Source organism: Stenotrophomonas terrae (assembly GCF_001431465.1).
In the GTDB taxonomy this organism is placed as follows: Bacteria; Pseudomonadota; Gammaproteobacteria; order Xanthomonadales; family Xanthomonadaceae; genus Stenotrophomonas; species Stenotrophomonas terrae.
Genome location: NZ_LDJJ01000019.1, coordinates 1 through 19181 on the forward strand (window position 1 = coordinate 1; position 19181 = coordinate 19181).

Genomic DNA, 19181 nt, shown 5'->3' on the forward strand with positions numbered 1-19181 from the left:
GAGGGTTGGGAGGGGTGCTTCTGCTTCAAGCCTTCGTCTTCAACCCAACTGCGCCTGCGCCCACACCGCCAGCTTCTCGCGCCCGATCTTGGCGTTGTGGCGGATATCGACGGGGAACTCCGGATGCCGCAGGAACGTGCCAATCCCCGCCAACGCGGACCGCGAGGCACCCAACAACCGTAACTGCGATTCCACGGCTGCAGCATCGGCACCGGGCAGCAGCTCGTAGCACAGCACCGGCACCTGCTGGCCCAACGCACCAACACCCACCAACGCAGTCCGCCGCACGCCCGCCACGGTGTTGAACACCGGCTCCACCTGCTCGGTGTACAGCGGCCCGGCGGCCGTCTCGACGCGGTGGGTCTTGCGCCCACAGAACCACAACCGCCCCTCCACATCGAACCAACCCACATCACCCATGCGATGCACGATGCGTTCGTTGCCATCGGCCAGTACTTCGCGGATCTTGGCCGCGGCGGTGGCCTGCGGTCGGTTGAAATAGCTGTCGGTGGTGGTCGGGCCGACCACGGTGATCTCGCCTACCTCACCGGCCGGCAACTCACGCACGCCATTCCAGTCGGCAATCGGCGCATCGGTGATGGCGATGATGCGTACTTCGTTCGGCGCGACCACGCGGCCGACGCAGGTGCCGGCACCGGCCTCGGTCGCTTCCCGCGTATCGACCAGCTCACGGCCTTCGATCACTGCCACCGGCAGGCATTCGGTTGCGCCATACGGGGTCCAGAACTGGCCCTCGGCCGGCATCAGCGAGCGGATCTTGGAGACGATCTGCGGCGGCACCGGCGCGCCGGCCGAGGTCGCGCGGGTCACCGTCGGCAATGGCTGACCATGCTCGGCCAGCACCCGCATCAGCGCCGGTGAACCAAACAGCTGGGTCACCCCGAAACGGGCAATCGCATCATGCAGCTTGCGCGGATCGGCGCTGCCGGGCCGGGTCGGGTCCATGTCCGGAATCACCGAAGTCAGCCCCAAGGCCGGGTCGAACAAGGCGAACGGCGGGAAGGTTGGCAGGTCGATGCCGCCGGGCTGCATGCCGAAGGCATTGCGCAGCAACTCCACCTGGCCGACAAAATGGCGGTGGCGATAGACCACGCCCTTGGGCACCCCGGTGGAGCCGCTGGTGAACAGGATCGCGGCCGTGTCATCCGGAGCTGTTGCAGCCAGCTGGCTACCCGCACCTGCGCCATCGGCCTCGATCCTTGCCAGCGTAGTGCCGCCCCAACCCCAACGCCGGCCTACCGTGACCGTGAGCTTGGCCGAGCGGGCCCAGCCCAGCAGCACCCGCGCGAACTGCGCCAAGGGGATGCCGATGAAGGCCTGTGGCTGCGCCTCGTCCAGGCACTGCTTCAGCGCGCGCTTATCAATGCCCGGGTCCACCAGCACCGGCACCGCGCCGATCTTGAACAGCGCGAACATCAGCAGGAAGAACTCCGGGCCCGGCCGCACCATCACCACGGCGCGGACGCCACGGCCGATGCCATGCGCGGCAAGGCCAGCGGCAATGGCGTCGCTGCGGGCGTCCAGCGTGCGGTAATCCAGGGTCACGTCGTAGGCGGCCATGCCATTGGCGGCCGGCTTGCCCGGGCAGCGGATGGCGATCTGGTCGGGCCGTTCACGCGCCAGCTCGGGCAGGCGCGCGGCGATATTGCAGGTTTCGTTCATCTTCCTATTGTCGCCAATGCAGAAAAATCTTGCGCGCCGGCCGTCAGCGTGGAAAATTTCCCACCTTCCTTTTGTCCTATTGCTGCCGCCAAGGCCGGCATCCCATGCCCCATCCCTGCCTTACCTGCGGCGCCTGCTGCACCCAATACCGCGTTGCCTTCCATTGGATGGAATCGGACGAAGTCACCGAAGGCGGCGTGCCCCACCAGCTGACCCAGCAACTGGACCCGCATCGCCTGTGCATGCAGGGCACCTATTCGGACCCGATCCGCTGCGTGGCGCTGGATTCGGAGATCGGCGTGTACTCGCGCTGCACCATCCACCCCAACCGGCCCAGTGTGTGCCGTGAAGTGGACGCGTCCTGGGAGTACGGCAAGGCCAGCTCGCAGTGCGACCGCGCCCGCATCGCCCATGGCATGCCGGCACTGACCCTGGCCGATTGGCGTTGGCGCGATGGCGCCGACAACGATGACGACCATCCCGACGACAACGGCAACAGCCCGGCCTCACCGCCGAATACGCCAATCGCGGCCTAAGCCACTCGCCTGCCTGGCTTGTTCCCGCGCAGGCAGGAACAGCCGGCAGCGCTGCCTCAAAGCGCCTTGTAACGCCCCCACAGCAGCTCGAACTGCTGGGCGAAGCTGCGCACCAGGTTGCGGTCATTGCTGACCACCAGATTCTCATCGTTGTGCTCGGTCGCGGTGCGGGTCCAGTTGAAGCTGCCATTGGCCAGCAGCTTGCCGTCGAACAGCGCGAACTTGTGGTGCATGTGGTATTCGCTATGGTCCACGCGCACCGGAATATCCGCATCGTGCAGGCGGCGGACGTCGTTGCCGTCGTCGTAGACCTTGTCGTTGTCGCTGATGATGCGCACCACCACGCCGCGTTTGTGCGCGTCCAGAATGACGCTGCTGAGGCGGTCATCGGAAATGGTGAACACACAGATATCCATCGTCTTTTTGGCCCCTGCACAGAGGGCGCGCAGGCGCTGCATGCAGGCATCGCCGGGCGAGAAATAAGTGCTGGTGAGGGTCTCGACCGGGCCGGCATTGGCGTCCAGGGTGCGCACCACCTGCTCAACCCACTTCAGCATTGGCAGCGCTTCGGCGGGATCGGCACCGATCTGTTCGCGGGCGATGTCGAAGGCACGGTTGCGCAGGAAGCGCAGGCGATCGGGCGGAAGTTCCTCGCCCAGTTCGCGTAGCGCCGAGCGTTCCTCGTTGCTCAGAACAAGATCCTGCGCACTGTCACGCAGCTGACGGTCCAGACTGTCGAAATCCATCCTTCACTCCCTGTGCAAAGAAGCACAGAGCTTCGCATACCCAAGTGTGTGTGGGAGCGGCGTAAGCCGCGAGGCTGGTGGAATGGGAGAGGCCACAAGAGCTTACCCCTCCCCAGCCCGTCCGGCCCGAAGGCACAGCCTTCGGTCGTTCATCAGGCCGCGCGCCAGTGGCGCGCAAACTGGCCTTCTTCACCCCCTCCGCCTTCGGCAAGGGGAGGGAGCGTAGTGCCGAGCCATGCTCGGCAGGAGCCTCACCGGTAGAGCCTCTGCCGAGCATGGCTCGGCACTACAGGGCATGGTCTTGTAGGAGCGGCGTAAGCCGCGAGGCTGGTGATGCTTCAGACGGCGAGAAGAACAATCGCACACGTTGTGCGAAGCGCCGGAAATTGGCCTGCTGAATCCAGAGGTGGCCACCGCTGATGTGCCCCTTGCTTCGCGGCTGACGCCGCTCCTACAAAGGCTCTCAAGGCCCCCGTCTCAGCCCAGCGGGTTGCGCTCCAGGAAGGCGCGCACTGCCGGCACGATGACCTCGTGCTTGTCTTCCAGCACATAGTGGTTGGCGTCTTCAAACTCGGTCACTTCAGCCTGCGGCAATGCCTTCTTGAAGCCAGCCAGGAAGTGATGGTCGAAGCAGAAGTCACGCAGGCCCCAGGCGATATACACCGGGCGATCAGCAAACGACGGCAGCGCCGCCGCCGCACGCTCCAGCAACGACCAGGCCTTGTCGGCCGGCGACAGCGGAATGTCCTGCATGAAGCGGATGGTGGAGATGCGGTTGTCCCAGTTGTTGTACGGGGACACATACGCACGCCGCACATCGGCCGGCATGCGCCGGCTCACGCCCAGCCATGAGGCACCGGCGGAGAAGGCATTGAAGGTGCGGATGAACCACTCGCCCGGCTTCCAGTGCCGGCCCATGGCGATCTGCCACGGCATCGGTTTTTCCGGCGGCAGGGGGAACGAGGCGGTATTGGTGATGACCAGACGCTTGACCTGCTCATGGTGCGACAAGGCCCAGCCGAAGCCGATCATGCCGCCCCAATCGTGCACCGCCAGCGTCACCGGGCCGGTGATGCCCAGGTGCTTGAGCAGCGCATCCAGATCGTCCACGCGCGACTGCAGCGTGTACTCGTAGCGGCTGTCGTCAGGCTTGTCGGACAGGCCCATGCCGATGTGATCGGGCACGATGCAGCGGTATTTGTCGCTGAGGCCGTTGACCAGGTGCCGCCACAGATAGCTCCACGAAGGATTGCCGTGCAGCATCACCACCACTTCGCCATCGCGCGGGCCTTCATCGATGTAGTTCATCGACAAACCCGGACGCACTTCGAAACGGTGGGTCTTGCTGGGGTAACCGGGGAGTTTGTTCATCGGGTTGCACCTGCGGCTGCTAAGCCCCTCTCCCGTCGGGAGAGGGGTTGGGGAGAGGGTTGGCCGGAGTGGAGGTGCTTGAACAAGCGCTCCAACCCCAGGCACATGCGTGCTGCGCACGCGCTCCCTCTTCCGCCCTTTGGGCACCTTCTCCCACAAGGGGAGAAGGAAAAACATGCGATCCCGCAGTTCGCGGCAAGGCCGGAACTTACCAGACCACCTCGGCCATCGTGCAGTTCAGGCCCGAGCCAATGCCCATCAGCGCGACGCGGTCGCCCTTCTTGAGCTTGCCCAGCTGACGCAGCTTGCTCAGCACGATCGGTACCGAGGCCGGGCCGATGTTGCCGTGCTCGCCGAAGATGGTCATCACCTTCTTCGGGTCGATGCCGAAGGCCTTGATGAAGGCATTGGTATGCGGCTGGCTGACCTGATGGATCACGAACTGGTCGATCTCGTCCACCGCCCAGCCCAGCGCGACGCGCGTGGCTTCAAAGGTCTTGGTGGCCAGCTTGATGCCTTCGATCAGCAGCATGCGGGTATCGGTGACCATGCGGTCCAGGTTGCCCACGCACAGTTTGTTCCACTGGTTGGCCGCACGGGTCACACCGCCGCGATAACGCGGGGCGTCCGGCACCAGCTCCGAGCGCGCCATCACCATCGCTGCCGCACCGGAACCGGTGGTCAGCGCGGCAACTTCGTCGCGCATCTGCTGGGCGGTGATGTCAGGGGACATCATGCGTTCCAGGGTCTTTTCATAGACCAGGTTGGAGGTTTCGCCATCGACGATCAGGGCGTAATCGATGTCGCCGCGCTCCAACATGAGCGCCGCCATGTCCATGCCATTGATGAAGGCAAGGCAGGCGTTGGCGATGTCGAAGGTGACGCACTCTTCGCCGATGCCCAGGTTGCCGGACACGATCGAAGCAGTGGAAGGCTCCAGGTAATCACGGCTGACGGAGGTATTGACCAGCAGGCCCACCATGTCGGCGGTGATGCCGGCATCTTCCAGCGCCTTGCGGCCAGCCAGCGTGGCGACGTCCGAGGCCTGCGTACCCTGGTCCCAAAGACGGCGCGCATGGATGCCGGCGATATCGCCAAGCACGTCGGCACGAATGCCCAGGCGTTCCAGCGTGGGCTGGAGCCGCTCGTTGATTTCCTTTGAGGTCAGCGTATGCGGCGCATCAATATGCGCCAGTCCCGCGATCGAGACATTTTGAAAAGGCATCAGAAAGCGCCAAGACTCAGGCGAAGGGGTCGCTATTCTAGCCCCTGCGCCTTTTTACCGCATCTTTACAAATCGGCGGCCCGGCGTATGGAGTCGCCGGGACCGTAAGAAGGCCTGAAACCTCAGCGTGGCGGGCACTGGAAGGCGGCAAAGCGCTGGCTGCCATCGGCCGGCTGGCCTGCGGCCTGTATGGCATTGGCACCGGCACTGGGGGCCTCGTTGCGGGCCAGGGTTTCCAGTTCTTCCTGCACGCGCAGCGGGTTGCGGTTGTAGAAACCGACCTTGCTCTTCACCGACACCACGATTTCGCCCTTGGTCACGCAGCCCGGGGCTACCGGACCGGCGGGCAGAACACGTACGGCCTTGCCGCTGGACTCAATCGGCACCCAGGTGCAGGCAGCGGTGCTGGCGATCAGGGCGGACAAAAGCAGGACGCGCATGGACTATTCCTTGTGAAGATCAGCACGGATTGTGCCGGGAATGGATGAACAGGTGGTGATCCCAAGGTTTGGGATGGGCACAAACGGTGGCGGCGGGCCGTGTTTGGCGGGGGATTTGGCAGCGAAAAGCTCACCCCTCCCCAACCCTCCCCTTCGCTACGCGAAAGGGAGGGGGCGAAAACTGTAGTGCCGAGCCATGCTCGGCATGGGGCTTTACCAGCGAACGGCTGCCCTCACCCCAACCCCTCTCCCGCAGGCGGGAGAGGGGCTAACGCACACGGCGGCTTTCGCCCTACCTCTTACTTCTTCTCCACCGGCTTGCCGTCGGCGTCGATCACGGTCACTTCGCCCAGCTTCAGCGCGCGCACCGGGGCTTCGGTCTGCTTCAGGTCGCCTACCACTACCCAGGTCAGCTTGGACGGATCCAGGGTCTTGGCCGCTTCGGCTACCTGCGCCGGGGTCATCGCTTCGATCTCGGCCTTGCGCTTGAACACGTAGTCGTCCGGACGGCCATAACGCACGATGCCGCCGATGGTGCTCATCACCGCCGATGCGGTCTCGTAGGCACCGGGCAGGCTCAGCGTCTGGATGTTGCGGATGCGGCTGACTTCGGCATCGGTGGGCGGGCGCTGGCCGCTGGCGAACTGGCTGATCTCGGCGTTCATTTCCTTCATCGCCTCACCGGTCTTGTCGATCTGCACCGGTGCAACCGCCATCCACGGGCGCTGGCCCAGGGCATTGGAGGCCGACGAACGCGCGCCGTAGGACCAATGCTTGTCCTCACGCAGGTTCATGTTCAGGCGCGAGGTGAAGTCACCACCCAGCACGCCATTGGCGATGTCGAAACGGGTGGTGCCCGGGTCCATCGTCGACGGCGCTACTTCACCGGCGAACAGGTTGGCCTGCACCGCGCCCGGCTGGTCGATCAGGAACACGCGTGCGGTCTGCGGACGGTCCACATTGTTCGGGGCCTGCACCTTGGGTGCGGCGCCCTCGCCCTTCCAGTCACCGAAGCTGCGTTCCAGCAGCGGCACGATGTCCTTCAAGGTGGTGTCGCCGACCACGATCAGGGTGGCGCCTTCCGGACGCAGCCACTGCTTGTGGAAGGAGGTCAGGTCTTCGCGGGTCAGCGACTGGATCGCCGCTTCGTTGCCGCTGCCGGTGAACGGAATCGCATACGGGTGGCCAGCGCCGTACAGCAGCGGCGGCAGCACGCGCATCGCCACTGCATTGGGCTGGGCCTTTTCCTGCTGGATGCCGGCAATCCAGGTGGCCTTGATGCGGTCGATCTCGTTCTGGTCGAAGCGCGGCGCGCGCACCACGTCGGCATACAGTGCCAGCGACGGTGCCAGGTTCTCCTTCAGTGCCGACAGATACACGCTGGAACCATCCAGCGAAGCGCCGGCATTGACGCTGGCACCCAGGCGTTCAACCGCATCGGCGAACGCCAGCGAGCCGAGCTGGCCAGCGCCTTCGTCCAGCATGCCCATGGTGAAGTTGGCGGTGCCCGGCTTGCGGCCCTGGTCGGCGGTGAAGCCACCCGGGAATTCATAGCTGAACTGCACCACCGGAATATCGTGGCGCTCGGCCAGCACCACCTTGGTGCCGTTCTTCAACGTGGCGCGCTGCAGCTGCGGGAACTTCAGCTCCGGGAAGCTGGTGGTCTTGGGCACGCCGGCGCTGCGGTCCACCTGGCTTGGCAGCGTGGTGTACTTGGGGTCCACGGCCGGCACGTTGAACGGTGCCGGCTTGACCGAGGGCAGCTCGGCCAGGGCAACACGCTCGCCCGGCTCGACCACGATGGTGTGGTCGCCCACGCCCAACCACTTGGCACCGGCCGCCTTTACATCAGCCGCGGTGGCAACATCCACATTGGCCAGCGAGGTGCGGAAGCAACCCGGGTTGCCTTCATAGACGGCGCACTGGGCCAGCGCGTCGGCCTTGCCGCCGAAACCGCCGATGCGTTCGATGCCGCGCACGAAGCCGGCACGCGACTGCACCTTGGCACGTTCGAGTTCATCGGCGGTCGGGCCTTCGGCGATCAGGCGCTTGAGCTCTTCGTCGATGGCCTTCTCAACCCTGGCCGGATCAACGCCCTGCTTGACCGTGGCGATGATCAGGAAGTTTGAACCCAGCTGCGAGGCATCGGTCATCGCGCTGATGTTGTCCACCAGCTTGTCGTTGTGCAGCAGGCGCTGGTCCAGACGCGAGGACTTGGCGCCGCCCAGCACGTAGGAGAACAGGTCGAGCTGATCGATATCGGTGGTGCCTACCTGGGCAACGTTCCAGGCGCGGTAGATGCGCGCCTGCGGCACCTTGTCGCTCATTACTTCGCGGGTGCTGGCTGCGCGCTGGCCAACGTTCACTGCCGGCTGCGCCATGCTCGGGCCGGCCGGGATATCACCGAAGTACCTGGCGGCCTTTTCCTTGGCGGTAGCCAGGTCGATATCACCGGCCAGCACCAGCACTGCATTGTTCGGGCCGTACCAGGTGTGGAACCAGGTCTTGACGTCATCCAGCGAGGCGGCGTTGAGATCGTTCATCGAGCCGATCACGCCGTGATGGTAGGGGTGGCCGGCCGGATACATCGCGCGGGTCAGTTTGTCCCAGACCTGACCGTAGGGCTGGTTCTCGCCCTGGCGCTTTTCGTTCTGCACCACGCCGCGCTGCTCATCCAATGCCGCCTGGTCGATGGCGCCCACCAGGTGGCCCATGCGGTCCGATTCCATCCACAGCGCCATGTCCAGCGCGGTGGTCGGCACGTTCTGGAAGTAATTGGTGCGGTCGGTATTGGTGGTGCCGTTCTGGTCGGTGGCACCGACCTGCTTGAAGGGTTCGAAGAATTCGCCGCTGTGGTTTTCGCTGCGCTGGAACATCAGGTGTTCAAACAGATGCGCGAAGCCGGTGCGCCCGGCCGGTTCGTCCTTGGCACCGACGTGGTACCAGATGTTCACCGCCACGATCGGCGCCTTGCGGTCGGTGTGCACCACCACGCGCAGGCCGTTGGGCAGGGTGAACTCTTCATACGGGATGTCTACCGACGCAGCGGCGGCAGCCGGCTTGGCCTCCGCAACCAGCGGGACGCCGACGAATCCGCCGAGGGCGGCACTCAGGGCCAGGGTCAACAAGGCGGTACGGGGCATAGCTGCGTTCATTCCATTTCCCTTGGGTATGAAGGTGAACGCTGATCCTAACCGGGCGCCGTCACAACGGCATACGCCATGCGTCATGGGTAGCGAAGTGACCGCCACAGCGTCCGTCCGGTCACTGCCTGGGCGGCAGGTGTCCGGACAGCGGACACTTTCCAAAAACAACAAACCCTTATTTATCAATCAGATGCGATTGGCACGCATCCTGCTGCCTATTACTCGCAGCAAGATCCACTCAGACGATAAATGACTGAAAGCTGAACAAACAAAGAAAAATCGAAAAAGTTCTTGCAGTTCGAAGTTCACTGTACTACCTTACTACCACACCACTGCCCACACACACCAAACAGGTCCCGCCATGAACGCCAAGTCTCTCGCCATTGCCCTCGCCCTCGTCGCCAGCGCCGGCTTTGTTTCTTCGGTCCAGGCCTCGGATATCGTCACCCTGGAAACCGTGCAGGTTCGTCCCTCCGCTGATCAGCTGGTGCAGGCCGAGCACGAAGCCAACAGCAACATCCCGACCCTGGCTGCCGTGCAGGTTCGCCCGACCGTCGGCCAGATCGTCGAGCTGATGGCCGAACAGACCGCCAGCCAGCTGGCCTCGGCCAACCCGGTCGCCATCGGCACCCGCGCCGGCAACTGGATGGTGTCGCTGCCGGCCATCACCGTCCGCCCGGACGTGGAGCAGGTGCAGGCCATGGCTGCTGAAGCCGCTGCTGAAGCCATCGGCAAGGTTGTCGCACAGGGCCTGGTTTCGAACTAAGCCAGCCTTGACGCAACACCCGGCGTAAACTGCGCCGATGACTTCTGCCCCTGTTTTCGATGTAGTGCTTTACCAGCCCGAGATCCCGCCGAACACCGGCAATGTGATCCGGCTCTGCGCCAACACCGGCGCGCGGCTGCACCTGATCGAGCCTTTGGGTTTCGACCTCAGTGACAAGCAGCTCAAGCGCGCCGGCCTGGACTATCACGAGTACGCACAGATGCAGGTCCATCCGGACCTGGAAACCGCCTTGGCACGCATCGCGCCCAAGCGGCTGTTTGCCTTGAGTACCCGCTCCAGCGTTCGCTATGACACCGTGCAGTTCGCCGATGGCGATGCCTTCCTGTTCGGCCCGGAAACCCGTGGCCTGCCGCAGGATCTGCTGGATTCCTTGCCGGATGGCCATCGCCTGCGCCTGCCGATGCAGCCCAACAACCGCAGCCTGAACCTGTCCAACTCGGTCGCCGTGGTGGTGTATGAAGCGTGGCGGCAGCAGGGCTTTCCTGGCGGCGCGTGAATTTGGGTGCTTTGTGGGAGCGGCATCAGCCGCGAAGCTATGGATCTGTCCGGTTGCTGGCATGCCGGTGATTTCGGTGCTGCCAGCTTCGCGGCTCACGCCGCTCCTACAGGTTTGATGCTGCATCGGTAACGCCCCTGCCGAGCATGGCTCGGCACTACCAACTACGCCGCTGCGTGACTGCTTTTGTAGGAGCGGCGTCAGCCGCGAAGCTATGGATCCGTCCGGTTGCTGGCATGCCGGTAATTTCGGTGCTGCCAGCTTCGCGGCTCACGCCGCTCCCACAGGTCTGATGGTGCACCGGTAACCCCCCTGCCGAGCATGGCTCGGCACTACCAACTACGCCGCGGAACGTGACTGCTTTTGTGGGAGCGGCGTCAGCCGCGAAGCTGGCAATAAGTCAGCTGAGGATTGATCGCTCAGAGCACCCCTCCCCAACCCTCCCCTTGGCTGCGCCAAAGGGAGGGGGCGCAAGCCTGCGATCTGTCAGATCACCGCGCCCCGCTCTGCTCCCTCCCTTTGGCGCAGCCAAGGGGAGGGTTGGGGAGGGGTAACGCTTTTAGCTTTTAGCTTTTAGCTTTACCAGCAAACCCAACCACCCCCAACTCCCGCAACACCCGCAGCCGCTCACCATCAATGGCGAGCACTTCCTCCAGCACTGCCGACGTGTGTTGCCCCAGCACCGGCGCGGCCTGCTCATAGCGCAGCGGCGTGGCCGAGAATTTCAGCGGATTGCGCACCATCGGTACGTTGCCGCCGCCGGCATGCGGCAGTTCGATGCGCAGGCCACGCGCCTGCACCTGCGGGTCGGCAAATACCTGATCGATGCGATTGACCGGGTTGGCCGGTACCACTGCCTGTTCCAGCGCCGCCAACCACTCGGCTGCCGGCCGTGTGCTCAAAATCTGCTGCAGCTGCGGCACCAACAACTCGCGATTGGCAACCCGTGCATTGTTTGTTGCATAGCGCGGATCCGTGGCCAGACCGGGCTCGCCAATCACCTCGCACAGACGCGCGAACTGGCCGTCGTTGCCCACCGCCAGCATGAAATAGCCGTCGGCGGCCGGCATCACCTGGTACGGCACGATATTCGGGTGCGCCGTGCCCTGCCTGGTTGGCACCACACCGCCAACCAGGTAATTCGAGGCCTGGTTGGCCAGCCAGGCAACCTGCGTATCCAGCAGCGCCAGATCGATCTGCTGGCCCACGCCCGTGCGCTCGGCATGCCGCAACGCGGCCAGGATTGCGGTGGCCGCATACATGCCGGTCATCAGATCGGTCGCGGCCACGCCAACTTTCTGCGGGCCCGCGCCGGGCGCGCCATCGGGCTCACCGGTGACGCTCATCAAACCACCGATGGCCTGGATGGCGGCGTCGTAGCCAGCGCGCTGCGCGTAGGGCCCGTCCTGGCCGTAGCCGGTGATCGAGCAATACACCAGCTTGGGATTGATCGCCTGCAGGCTCGCGAAATCCAGCCCGTATTTCTTCAGGCCGCCAACCTTGTAGTTCTCCACCAGCACATCGCAATGCACCACCAGCTCACGCAGCAAGGCCTGGCCTTCGTCAGTCGTGAAATCAATTGCGACCGAGCGCTTGCCACGGTTGGCGCACAGGTAATACGCCGACTCGCTGCTGTCATTGCCAGCAGCGTCCTTCAGATACGGCGGCCCCCAGGTACGGGTGTCATCGCCCACGCCGGGACGCTCGACCTTGATCACATCGGCGCCGAAGTCGGCCAGCACCTGGGTGGCCCACGGACCGGCCAGGATGCGTGAGAGGTCGAGAACACGGACACCATCGAGCAGCTTCATTTCGGCCACCAGTTGCTGCAGGCCTGCGGCAGCGACGGCTGCCAGGCGATGGCCTGCTGGAAGGCTTCCGCCAGGGCGATCAAGGTGAGCTCATCGCCGATGTTGCCAACCAACTGCATGCCGGCGGGCAGTTCGTTGGCGGCCACCGGCAGCGGTACCGACAAGGCCGGATTGCCGGCCAGATTGGCATAGGCAGTAAGGTCGGCCTGGCTGGCAGGCGCGGGTTGCCCGAAGGCGAACGCACGTTGCGGCGCAGTCGGCATCACCACCACGTCGCACTGCGCCAGCCACTGCTGCAGCTGTACCTGGCCACGGTCGGCCAATTGCGACGCAGCGGCCAGTTCGGCTGCACTGCGGCCTTCGGCCCAGGACATCAGCTTGACCAACAACGGCGAGAACTTGCTGCGGTCGCCGGCCCAGGCATCGGCATGCTCAACCAGCATCTCGGCCTCGCTCATCAGCAGGCCGGCGCGACGGGCGCGGGCTGACGCAAATGCGGGAGCCGGCAAAGGTTGCAGGCGATGACCGAGGCCCACCAATACGCGCAGGCCATCCTCGAAGGCTGCCTGCACATCCGGCGCCACGTCGGCGGCATCACCAAAGTCGATCACGCCGATGCGCAGACCTTCGGCATCGGGCGCGGCGTAACTGATGGCGCGCGATTGCGCGCAGTCCGGATCGAAGCCGCTCATCAGCTGCAGCAACAGGCGCAGGTCGCGGGCAGAACGGGTCAGCGGGCCGATATGATCCAAGCGCCGGCACAAGGCGACGGTGCCGCGCGTACTGATCGCGCCCCAGCTCGGTTTGAGCCCGACCACACCGCAGTAACTTGCGGGAATGCGCACCGAGCCCATGGTGTCGGTGCCCAGCGCCGCCGAACACAGGCCGGCGGCCACCGCCGCGCCGCTGCCGCCACTGGAACCGCCCGGCGTGTAACCGTGCCGGTGCGGGTTGTGGCAGGCCCCGTAGAACGGATTGTCGTTGTCGGCGCCCATTGCCGCTTCGTGCATATTGAGCTTGCCGACGATCACCGCGCCGGCCGCGCGCAAGGCAGCCACCGCAGGGTTGTCGCTGGCCGCAGCTGCGTCGTGGCGACGGGTCTCCATGCCAGCGGTGGTAACCATGCCGGCCACGTCGATATTGTCCTTGACCGCGATCGGCAGGCCTTCCAGCGGGCGCGCAGTGCCGTTGGCACGGCGCAGGTCCGACGCTGCTGCCGCAGCCATTGCGCCTTCGGCATCAACGTGGATGTAGCTGTTGACCTGCACTTGGCTGGCGGCAATGGCTGCCAGCTGCTGGCTGACCAGCTCGGTGCTGCTCAGGGCAGCGGACGCAAGCAGGGCCGACTGGGTACTCAGGTCAGAACTCAACAATGACGCATCGGCCTTGCTCACGCGGTCTTCCTCAAGCGAAACGTTTGTCGATCAGACGTACCGGCTTCTGCCGTACCTCGATACCGGTCAGCGCGGCCAGCGCACCCGGCGCGGCCAACACGATGCTCATCTCAACACCCAGACGCTGGCGCAGCAAGGCGGCAAACTCCGCCGCCAGCTGTGCGTCATCCAGCGCACCACGGGTCTCGACGTGCACGGCCAGGTCATCGCGACCACCCTCATCACGGCTGGCCACGCAGATGAACTCACCGGCGAACGAGGCGTGTTCTTCCAGCACCGGCGCCATCGCCTGCGGGAATACGTTGATGCCGCGGATCTTGACCATGTTGTCGCTGCGGCCGAGGAAGCCCTCGATGCGCCGCAGGTTCATACCCAGCGACGAGGGCGTGGTCAGTACGCGGGTCACGTCGTGGGTGTTGAAGCGGATGATCGGGTAGATGTCGTCCTTGTACAGGCAGGTGACCACCATGTCGCCGGTGCCGCCATCGGCCACCAGTTCGCCGCTGTCGACGTCGAGGATTTCCACGTACTGCGCGTCTTCCATCAGGTACAGGCCATCCTGGTCCGGGCCCTGGCCGGCAATCGCGCCGGTATCGCCCACGCCGTACCAGTCGTACAGCTCGACGCCACCCCAGGCAGCGGACAGGGACTCACGCGACTCGCGGCCGAGGTGGCCACAGATCATCCGCACCGGGATGTCCTTGCCCGGCACCAGGCCATTCTCGCGGGCCACGTCGGCCAGCTTCTTGATGTAGTCGGCGAAACCAACAATCACGTTGGTGCCCATGCTCTTCATCAGCTGCACCTGCTGCGCCGAGCGCATCTCGATGCCGGTGCCGGCCGAGCAGAACAGGGCCTGCGTGTAATGGGTGATGGCCTCGCGCACGTAGTGGCCGCCGTTGATCATGCCGTGCCCATATACCGAGTGCACCACATCACCGGGCTGCATGCCCTGCCAGCGGTACAGGCGCGCCAGCAGCAGGCTCTGCACTTCGCGCGAATGCGGCGAGAACACCAGCGGCTGCGGGCGGCCGGTGGTGCCGGAGGTGGTGTGGAATACCAGCGGCTTGTTGCCGGCTTCGGTGCCGTCCTGCCAACCGTGGAAATCGCCCAACGGTGGATGCGCTTCGACCGAGGCCATGATCTCGTGCTTGCCGAACACCGGCAGCTTGGTGATGTCATCCAGGCTCTGGATGTCTTCAGGCGTGATGCCGGCATCGCCCCACAGGCGCTGATAGAACGGAATCTGCCAGGCGCGCGCCACGCAGCGCAGGAACATCGCGTTCTGTTCGGCGCGCAGTTCCTCGCGGCTGATGTTCTTGAACTTGTCGGTGAAGGCCTGGTCCAGCGGGAACTGCTTGAGCAGCTCCTTGACATCGAAGGATTCGAAATAAGTGGCGTAGGTCATGGGGTCTCGACAATCAGCAGGTCGACCAGCCGCCTGACATCGTCGATGTCCTGCAGATGGTCGAAGTGGGAGATCAGGGCATCACGGTGGCCGCCATCGAACGGACGCGCGGCGTGATCAAGGCAGTGGTGGAACTTTTCCAGTTGCTGGGCGCGCGACAGCGGCCGCTGCGGCGAACCGATGGCAGCGTCGCGCTGTTTGTGCAGCACGCGGCCATCACGCAGGGTGACCGTCATCGATTGCGGCACCAGCGCATTGGGATCTTCGCAATCGTTCGGCACCAGGCTGACCTGCGCGGCGAACGCGGCAAGGCGCGCATCGGCCAGTTTTTCCGGCGCATACGCCGACAGCCCGACCCTGCCATCCAGCAGCACGGTGCCGAGCAGGAACGGCAGGCATAGCCGCGCGTAGCTGGTTTCCATCGCCGGCTGGTAGCTGCGGCCGACCAGGCGGCGCACCAGCGGTGGTGCCTGCAGTTCAATGCTGGCGACGTTTTCCAGGTTCAAGCCGTGCTGCTGGCGCAGCTCCATCAGCATGTCCTGCGCGGCGTGCGCGGCACCGCCGGTGGGGAATACCTTGTGGCTGACCGTGAGGATCTGCGCTTCACGGGCGGCCAGTTTCTGCAGCGATGGGCCGGTATCGAACTCACCTTCAATCAAGGGCAGATAGCCGAACGGGCCTTCCAGCATTTCGCGCGGCGCAGGGAAACCATTGCGCGCCAGCTCCCAGCAGCTGACTGCGGCGCGGGCATTCAAGGCGACCTGCAGTGCCAGGGTGGGCGAGCCTTCCACATGCGCCTGCATGGTGCCGGACAGGTGGCTATAGGTCAGGCCGAGCACGCGCCGCAGCAGCTCCTCATCGGCACCGTACAGATGCGCGATACCTGCCGCCGCACCCAGCGCGCCGCACATCGAGGGGCGGAAGAAACGCATCGGTGCGCGGCCACTGATGCCAATCAGCGTGGCCACATCAACCGCCACATTAAGCGCGGTGATCAGCGCCTTGCCATCGACCGGCAGACCGTCGACGTTGGCACGTTGTTCGGCGGCGGCAAACACCGCCGATTGAATGACTGCCAGCGGATGCACCACCGCCGGCATGTGCACGCAATCAAATTCCTGGCTGTGGATCTGATAGCCGTTGACCATGGCCGCGCTGGCCGCAGGCAGCGCTTCGCCGGTCACCCAGGCGCGCGCGGCATTGCCGCTGCCGTAACTGGCGGCGCTGCAGCGGACCAGCTGGGTCAGCGGCACCTGCGGACCGGAGCCGGAAATGCCCACTGCAGCCGAATCCATCACGAACACGCGTGTTGCGGCGACCGCCTCGGCGGACAGGTCTTCAAAACGCAGCGTGCCGGCATGCTGCAACAGGGCTTCGGTAAATCGCATCACGCCACCCGCGCCAACATCGAGTTCAGGGCGTCCAGACTGCCGCCATCGGCCAGCGCCTGCACCTGCCCAAAGAGGGGTTGCGCCAGGCCGGCGGATACGCCACCCCAGTGCGCCAGGGCCATTGCCTTGGTCAGCACATCGTCGGCCGACATCGGGCATTCCGGGTCGCCCCAGGCGTCGATGCGCTCGGCCTGCACGCTGCGGCCATCGGCCAGCAGCAAGCGCACGCTGGCGCCGTAATGGGCGGGGAAACGCTGGCTGCAGGCCGCATCCTCGATCAGCTGGATGCGTTGCCGCCACGGTGTCAGTTCGGCATCGCTGCAGGCTTCGGCGGTGTAATGCGCCAGCTGTGGGCGGCCGTGCACCAGGATCGAAGCCAGCGCGTGTTGCAGGCTGAATTTGGCTTCCAGCTCGGTCTGCGGCTGCGCACGGTCGCAGAAGCGCAATGCCTCGGCGTAGCTGCGCACTTCGATGTGTTGTATCTGCGCCTGCTCGCCGGCATCCAGTTGCGCCAACGCATCAAGCATCGCGTCGATCGCCGGGTGCGCATGCCGGCACGCCGGCCACGGCTTGAGGCTGGTGCTGTGGATCAGCCAGTCGGCTTCCTCGGCAATCACCAGTTCCGGCACGGCATCTGCCGCGGTGGCGGCAAACAGGCCCTGCTCGCCTTCCAGTATCCTGCGCGGCCCACGCATGCCCGCCAGCGCCAGTTGCGCCGCCAGCCAGCCACTGCGTGCGGCTTCGGCGTTGTGCAGTGATTTGGTCGGCACCGGCTCGTGGCGCATCTGCCACAGGCCGCCCGTGCGACTGCCGGCATTGCCCAGCGCATCGGCCAGTGACTCGGCCGGCAAGCGCAATACCGATGCCGCCGCTGCGGCTGCGCCAAACGCACCTGCAGTGGAGGTGGGATGCCAATAGCGGTAATGCGCCTTGCCCAGGGCGCGGCCGACGCGGATGGTGGCTTCATAGCCGCGCACGATTGCATCCAGCAGTTCGCCGGCGTCTGCGCCCTCGGCCTGCGCCGCGGCCAGGGCCACCGGGATGACCACCGGGCCCGGATGCAGGATGGCGCCACGATGCACATCGTCCATTTCCAGCACATTGCCGAGCGCGGCATTGAGCAGCAACGCATCGGCGGCGGTGCGCCGGCCCGCGCCCAGCGCAACCACAGAACCGCTGACCTGCGCCTGCACCACCGAGCGCAGCTGGCTGGCGATGGGGTAGCGCAGCGCGGCCAGGGCACAGCCCAACCAATCCACCAGCAGCAGCGCCGCGCGTCGCCGGGCGGCATCATCCACCGGCCGTTGCAGGCGCTGGGCAAGCTGTTCGGTAAGGCTGGCAGCAGGCAGGGTCATCGCGCGATGAGTCTCGGTGCAGGCCCGCAACAGCGGGTTCGGGTAGGAGGGAACAGCGACCGCGTGAAAGGAGCATAACCGACTTTGTCCGGACATATCATATGATCCGCTCCCCGAACGCCGCAATCAGCCCCATGCCCCGAATTCTGGATGCCGACACTTTTTTCGACTACCTCGCACAAGGCCCGGAGATCTTCGCGCCCGGCTGCGCCGGCCATTCCCTGCTGTTCGAACACTGGCTGCGCAGCGGCGCTGAACGCTGCGCCGGCCTGCGCTTCACCGGCGTGCATATCCCCACGGTCAATACCTTCGACTTTGCCGGCCTGCACCCGCAGGCACGCCAGCGCACAATCTTCCTGAGCAGCGAGCTGCGCAATTCCTGGCTGGATGGCCGGGTCGACTATCTGCCGATGACCTATACCGCCACCTGGCGCTGGTTGCGCGAAAACGTCGCCTTCGACACCGTGCTGGTGCAGGTGGCGCCGCCGGATGAGGACGGCAACTGCTCGCTGGGCATCGCCTGCGACTTCACCCCGGCCGCATGGCCGCGCGCCACCCGCATCCTGGCCCACATCAACCCGCGCATGCCGCGCACGCGCGGCCCATCGATCCCGCTGTCGCGGATCACCGCCGCCATCGAGCAGGACGCGCCGTTGCTGGACATCCCCGATCCGCCGGCCGATGCCGCCATGGAGGCAGTCGCCGCGCAGGTCGCCACGCTGGTGGAAGACGGCGCCACCCTGCAACTCGGCCTGGGCAGGCTGCAGTCGGCGGTGCTGCGCGCGGTGCGCGAGCGGCGCAACCTGCGCATCCACAGCGGCATGGTCTCCGACGGCCTGCTTGGCCTGCTGGAATCAGGCGCACTGTCACCGGCGCCGGATGCGGTGGTGGCAGGCGTCGCACTGGGTACACAGGCGCTGTATGACATTGCCCCGCGCAGCATCAGCTTCCGCGAGGTTGGGCATACCCACGACCACGGCGTACTAGGCGGTATTCCGCGCCTGACCGCCATCAACAGCGCGCTGTCGGTGGATCTGCTGGGCCAGGTGAACGGCGAGTTCCTGTCTGGACGCCAACTGAGTGGCGTCGGCGGGCTGCCTGATTTCCTGCAAGGCGCTCGCCAATCGACCGCTGGTCGCGGCATCATTGCACTCCCTGCCAGTACCCCCAAGGGCGAAAGCAGGATCGTCCCGATGCTCCCCGCCGGTCCCGTAAGCCTTGCCCGCGTAGATGCCGACTGTATCGTCAGCGACTATGGTGTAGCTGATGTACGCCATCTCGATGTCCATGCAAGGGCCCAGGCCCTTATTGCCATCGCCGCACCCGAACACCGTGAAACCCTGCAGCGCAGCTGGCAGGAACTCTCGCTCAGACTTTGAACAAGGATCTGTA

At 65.2% G+C, this 19181-nt stretch carries 15 protein-coding genes; 4 read left to right on the forward strand and 11 right to left on the reverse strand.

Going from position 1 to position 19181, the window contains the following annotated elements:
- Window positions 1–39: 39 nt before the first annotated feature.
- A complete protein-coding gene (gene oleC, locus ABB27_RS06590; protein ID WP_057627574.1) occupies window positions 40–1683 on the reverse strand; it encodes an olefin beta-lactone synthetase in 1644 nt (547 codons plus the stop codon).
- A 104-nt stretch (window positions 1684–1787) separates the two neighbouring features.
- On the opposite strand from oleC, the gene ABB27_RS06595 reads away from it, so the two are divergent.
- Window positions 1788–2219 (forward strand): YkgJ family cysteine cluster protein, encoded by a 432-nt coding sequence (locus tag ABB27_RS06595; protein ID WP_057627575.1) that lies wholly within the window; start codon window positions 1788–1790, stop codon window positions 2217–2219.
- Between the two features lie 56 nt (window positions 2220–2275).
- Here ABB27_RS06595 and ABB27_RS06600 read toward each other — a convergent pair whose 3' ends face one another.
- The 5 genes from ABB27_RS06600 to ABB27_RS06620 all read right to left on the reverse strand — a co-directional run bounded on the left by ABB27_RS06600 (window position 2276) and on the right by ABB27_RS06620 (window position 9156).
- Window positions 2276–2965, reverse strand: a complete 690-nt coding sequence (locus ABB27_RS06600; RefSeq protein WP_057627576.1) for a phospholipase D-like domain-containing protein — start codon at window positions 2963–2965, stop codon at window positions 2276–2278.
- 477 nt (window positions 2966–3442) lie between these two features.
- Entirely contained in the window at window positions 3443–4336 is an 894-nt protein-coding gene (locus ABB27_RS06605) for an alpha/beta fold hydrolase (protein ID WP_057627578.1), read from the reverse strand.
- 208 nt (window positions 4337–4544) lie between these two features.
- Entirely contained in the window at window positions 4545–5561 is a 1017-nt protein-coding gene (locus tag ABB27_RS06610; protein ID WP_057627580.1) for a 3-oxoacyl-ACP synthase III, read from the reverse strand.
- Between the two features lie 122 nt (window positions 5562–5683).
- Window positions 5684–6001, reverse strand: a complete 318-nt coding sequence (locus ABB27_RS06615; RefSeq protein ID WP_057627582.1) for a DUF4156 domain-containing protein — start codon at window positions 5999–6001, stop codon at window positions 5684–5686.
- A gap of 299 nt (window positions 6002–6300) precedes the next feature.
- A complete protein-coding gene (locus tag ABB27_RS06620; protein WP_057627584.1) occupies window positions 6301–9156 on the reverse strand; it encodes a M16 family metallopeptidase in 2856 nt (951 codons plus the stop codon).
- Window positions 9157–9508: 352 nt separating this feature from the next.
- Here ABB27_RS06620 and ABB27_RS06625 point away from each other — a divergent pair, with 352 nt between their 5' ends.
- Together ABB27_RS06625 and trmL are read left to right on the forward strand one after the other, a co-directional pair.
- Window positions 9509–9913: a hypothetical protein gene (locus ABB27_RS06625; protein WP_057627586.1), complete on the forward strand. Its 405-nt coding sequence runs from the start codon at window positions 9509–9511 to the stop codon at window positions 9911–9913.
- A gap of 37 nt (window positions 9914–9950) precedes the next feature.
- Complete coding sequence (gene trmL, locus ABB27_RS06630) at window positions 9951–10430, forward strand: tRNA (uridine(34)/cytosine(34)/5-carboxymethylaminomethyluridine(34)-2'-O)-methyltransferase TrmL (protein WP_057627589.1); 480 nt, start codon at window positions 9951–9953, stop codon at window positions 10428–10430.
- 566 nt (window positions 10431–10996) lie between these two features.
- Here the strand turns inward: trmL and ABB27_RS06635 are convergent.
- Genes ABB27_RS06635 through ABB27_RS06655 form a run of 5 tightly spaced genes read right to left on the reverse strand, consistent with a single transcriptional unit; the run spans window position 10997 to window position 17789 of the window.
- Window positions 10997–12241 (reverse strand): CaiB/BaiF CoA transferase family protein, encoded by a 1245-nt coding sequence (locus ABB27_RS06635; protein ID WP_057627591.1) that lies wholly within the window; start codon window positions 12239–12241, stop codon window positions 10997–10999.
- The gene (locus ABB27_RS06640) at window positions 12238–13635 is read right to left on the reverse strand and encodes an amidase (protein ID WP_057627592.1); all 1398 of its coding nucleotides are present in this window, start codon (window positions 13633–13635) and stop codon (window positions 12238–12240) included. The genes ABB27_RS06635 and ABB27_RS06640 overlap by 4 nt, the downstream gene beginning before the upstream one ends.
- Window positions 13636–13645: 10 nt before the next feature.
- Window positions 13646–15043: a phenylacetate--CoA ligase family protein gene (locus tag ABB27_RS06645; protein WP_057627593.1), complete on the reverse strand. Its 1398-nt coding sequence runs from the start codon at window positions 15041–15043 to the stop codon at window positions 13646–13648.
- Window positions 15040–16431, reverse strand: a complete 1392-nt coding sequence (locus ABB27_RS06650) for an MmgE/PrpD family protein (protein WP_057627595.1) — start codon at window positions 16429–16431, stop codon at window positions 15040–15042. Before ABB27_RS06650 ends, ABB27_RS06645 begins: the two co-directional genes overlap by 4 nt.
- Window positions 16431–17789 (reverse strand): MmgE/PrpD family protein, encoded by a 1359-nt coding sequence (locus ABB27_RS06655; protein WP_057627597.1) that lies wholly within the window; start codon window positions 17787–17789, stop codon window positions 16431–16433. Before ABB27_RS06655 ends, ABB27_RS06650 begins: the two co-directional genes overlap by 1 nt.
- Window positions 17790–17923: 134 nt before the next feature.
- Here ABB27_RS06655 and ABB27_RS06660 point away from each other — a divergent pair, with 134 nt between their 5' ends.
- A complete protein-coding gene (locus tag ABB27_RS06660; RefSeq protein ID WP_161809619.1) occupies window positions 17924–19168 on the forward strand; it encodes an acetyl-CoA hydrolase/transferase family protein in 1245 nt (414 codons plus the stop codon).
- Window positions 19169–19181 lie beyond the last annotated feature (13 nt).

Coding starts and splice junctions, on each gene's coding strand:
- ABB27_RS06610 (WP_057627580.1), bottom strand. CDS start 5,561: ATGCCTTTTCAAAATGTCTCGATCGCGGGACTGGCGCATATTGATGCG.
- trmL (WP_057627589.1), top strand. CDS start 9,951: ATGACTTCTGCCCCTGTTTTCGATGTAGTGCTTTACCAGCCCGAGATC.
- ABB27_RS06635 (WP_057627591.1), bottom strand. CDS start 12,241: ATGAAGCTGCTCGATGGTGTCCGTGTTCTCGACCTCTCACGCATCCTG.
- ABB27_RS06625 (WP_057627586.1), top strand. CDS start 9,509: ATGAACGCCAAGTCTCTCGCCATTGCCCTCGCCCTCGTCGCCAGCGCC.
- ABB27_RS06595 (WP_057627575.1), top strand. CDS start 1,788: ATGCCCCATCCCTGCCTTACCTGCGGCGCCTGCTGCACCCAATACCGC.
- ABB27_RS06615 (WP_057627582.1), bottom strand. CDS start 6,001: ATGCGCGTCCTGCTTTTGTCCGCCCTGATCGCCAGCACCGCTGCCTGC.
- oleC (WP_057627574.1), bottom strand. CDS start 1,683: ATGAACGAAACCTGCAATATCGCCGCGCGCCTGCCCGAGCTGGCGCGT.
- ABB27_RS06650 (WP_057627595.1), bottom strand. CDS start 16,431: ATGCGATTTACCGAAGCCCTGTTGCAGCATGCCGGCACGCTGCGTTTT.
- ABB27_RS06660 (WP_161809619.1), top strand. CDS start 17,924: ATGCCCCGAATTCTGGATGCCGACACTTTTTTCGACTACCTCGCACAA.
- ABB27_RS06600 (WP_057627576.1), bottom strand. CDS start 2,965: ATGGATTTCGACAGTCTGGACCGTCAGCTGCGTGACAGTGCGCAGGAT.
- ABB27_RS06620 (WP_057627584.1), bottom strand. CDS start 9,156: ATGAACGCAGCTATGCCCCGTACCGCCTTGTTGACCCTGGCCCTGAGT.
- ABB27_RS06605 (WP_057627578.1), bottom strand. CDS start 4,336: ATGAACAAACTCCCCGGTTACCCCAGCAAGACCCACCGTTTCGAAGTG.
- ABB27_RS06655 (WP_057627597.1), bottom strand. CDS start 17,789: ATGACCCTGCCTGCTGCCAGCCTTACCGAACAGCTTGCCCAGCGCCTG.
- ABB27_RS06645 (WP_057627593.1), bottom strand. CDS start 15,043: ATGACCTACGCCACTTATTTCGAATCCTTCGATGTCAAGGAGCTGCTC.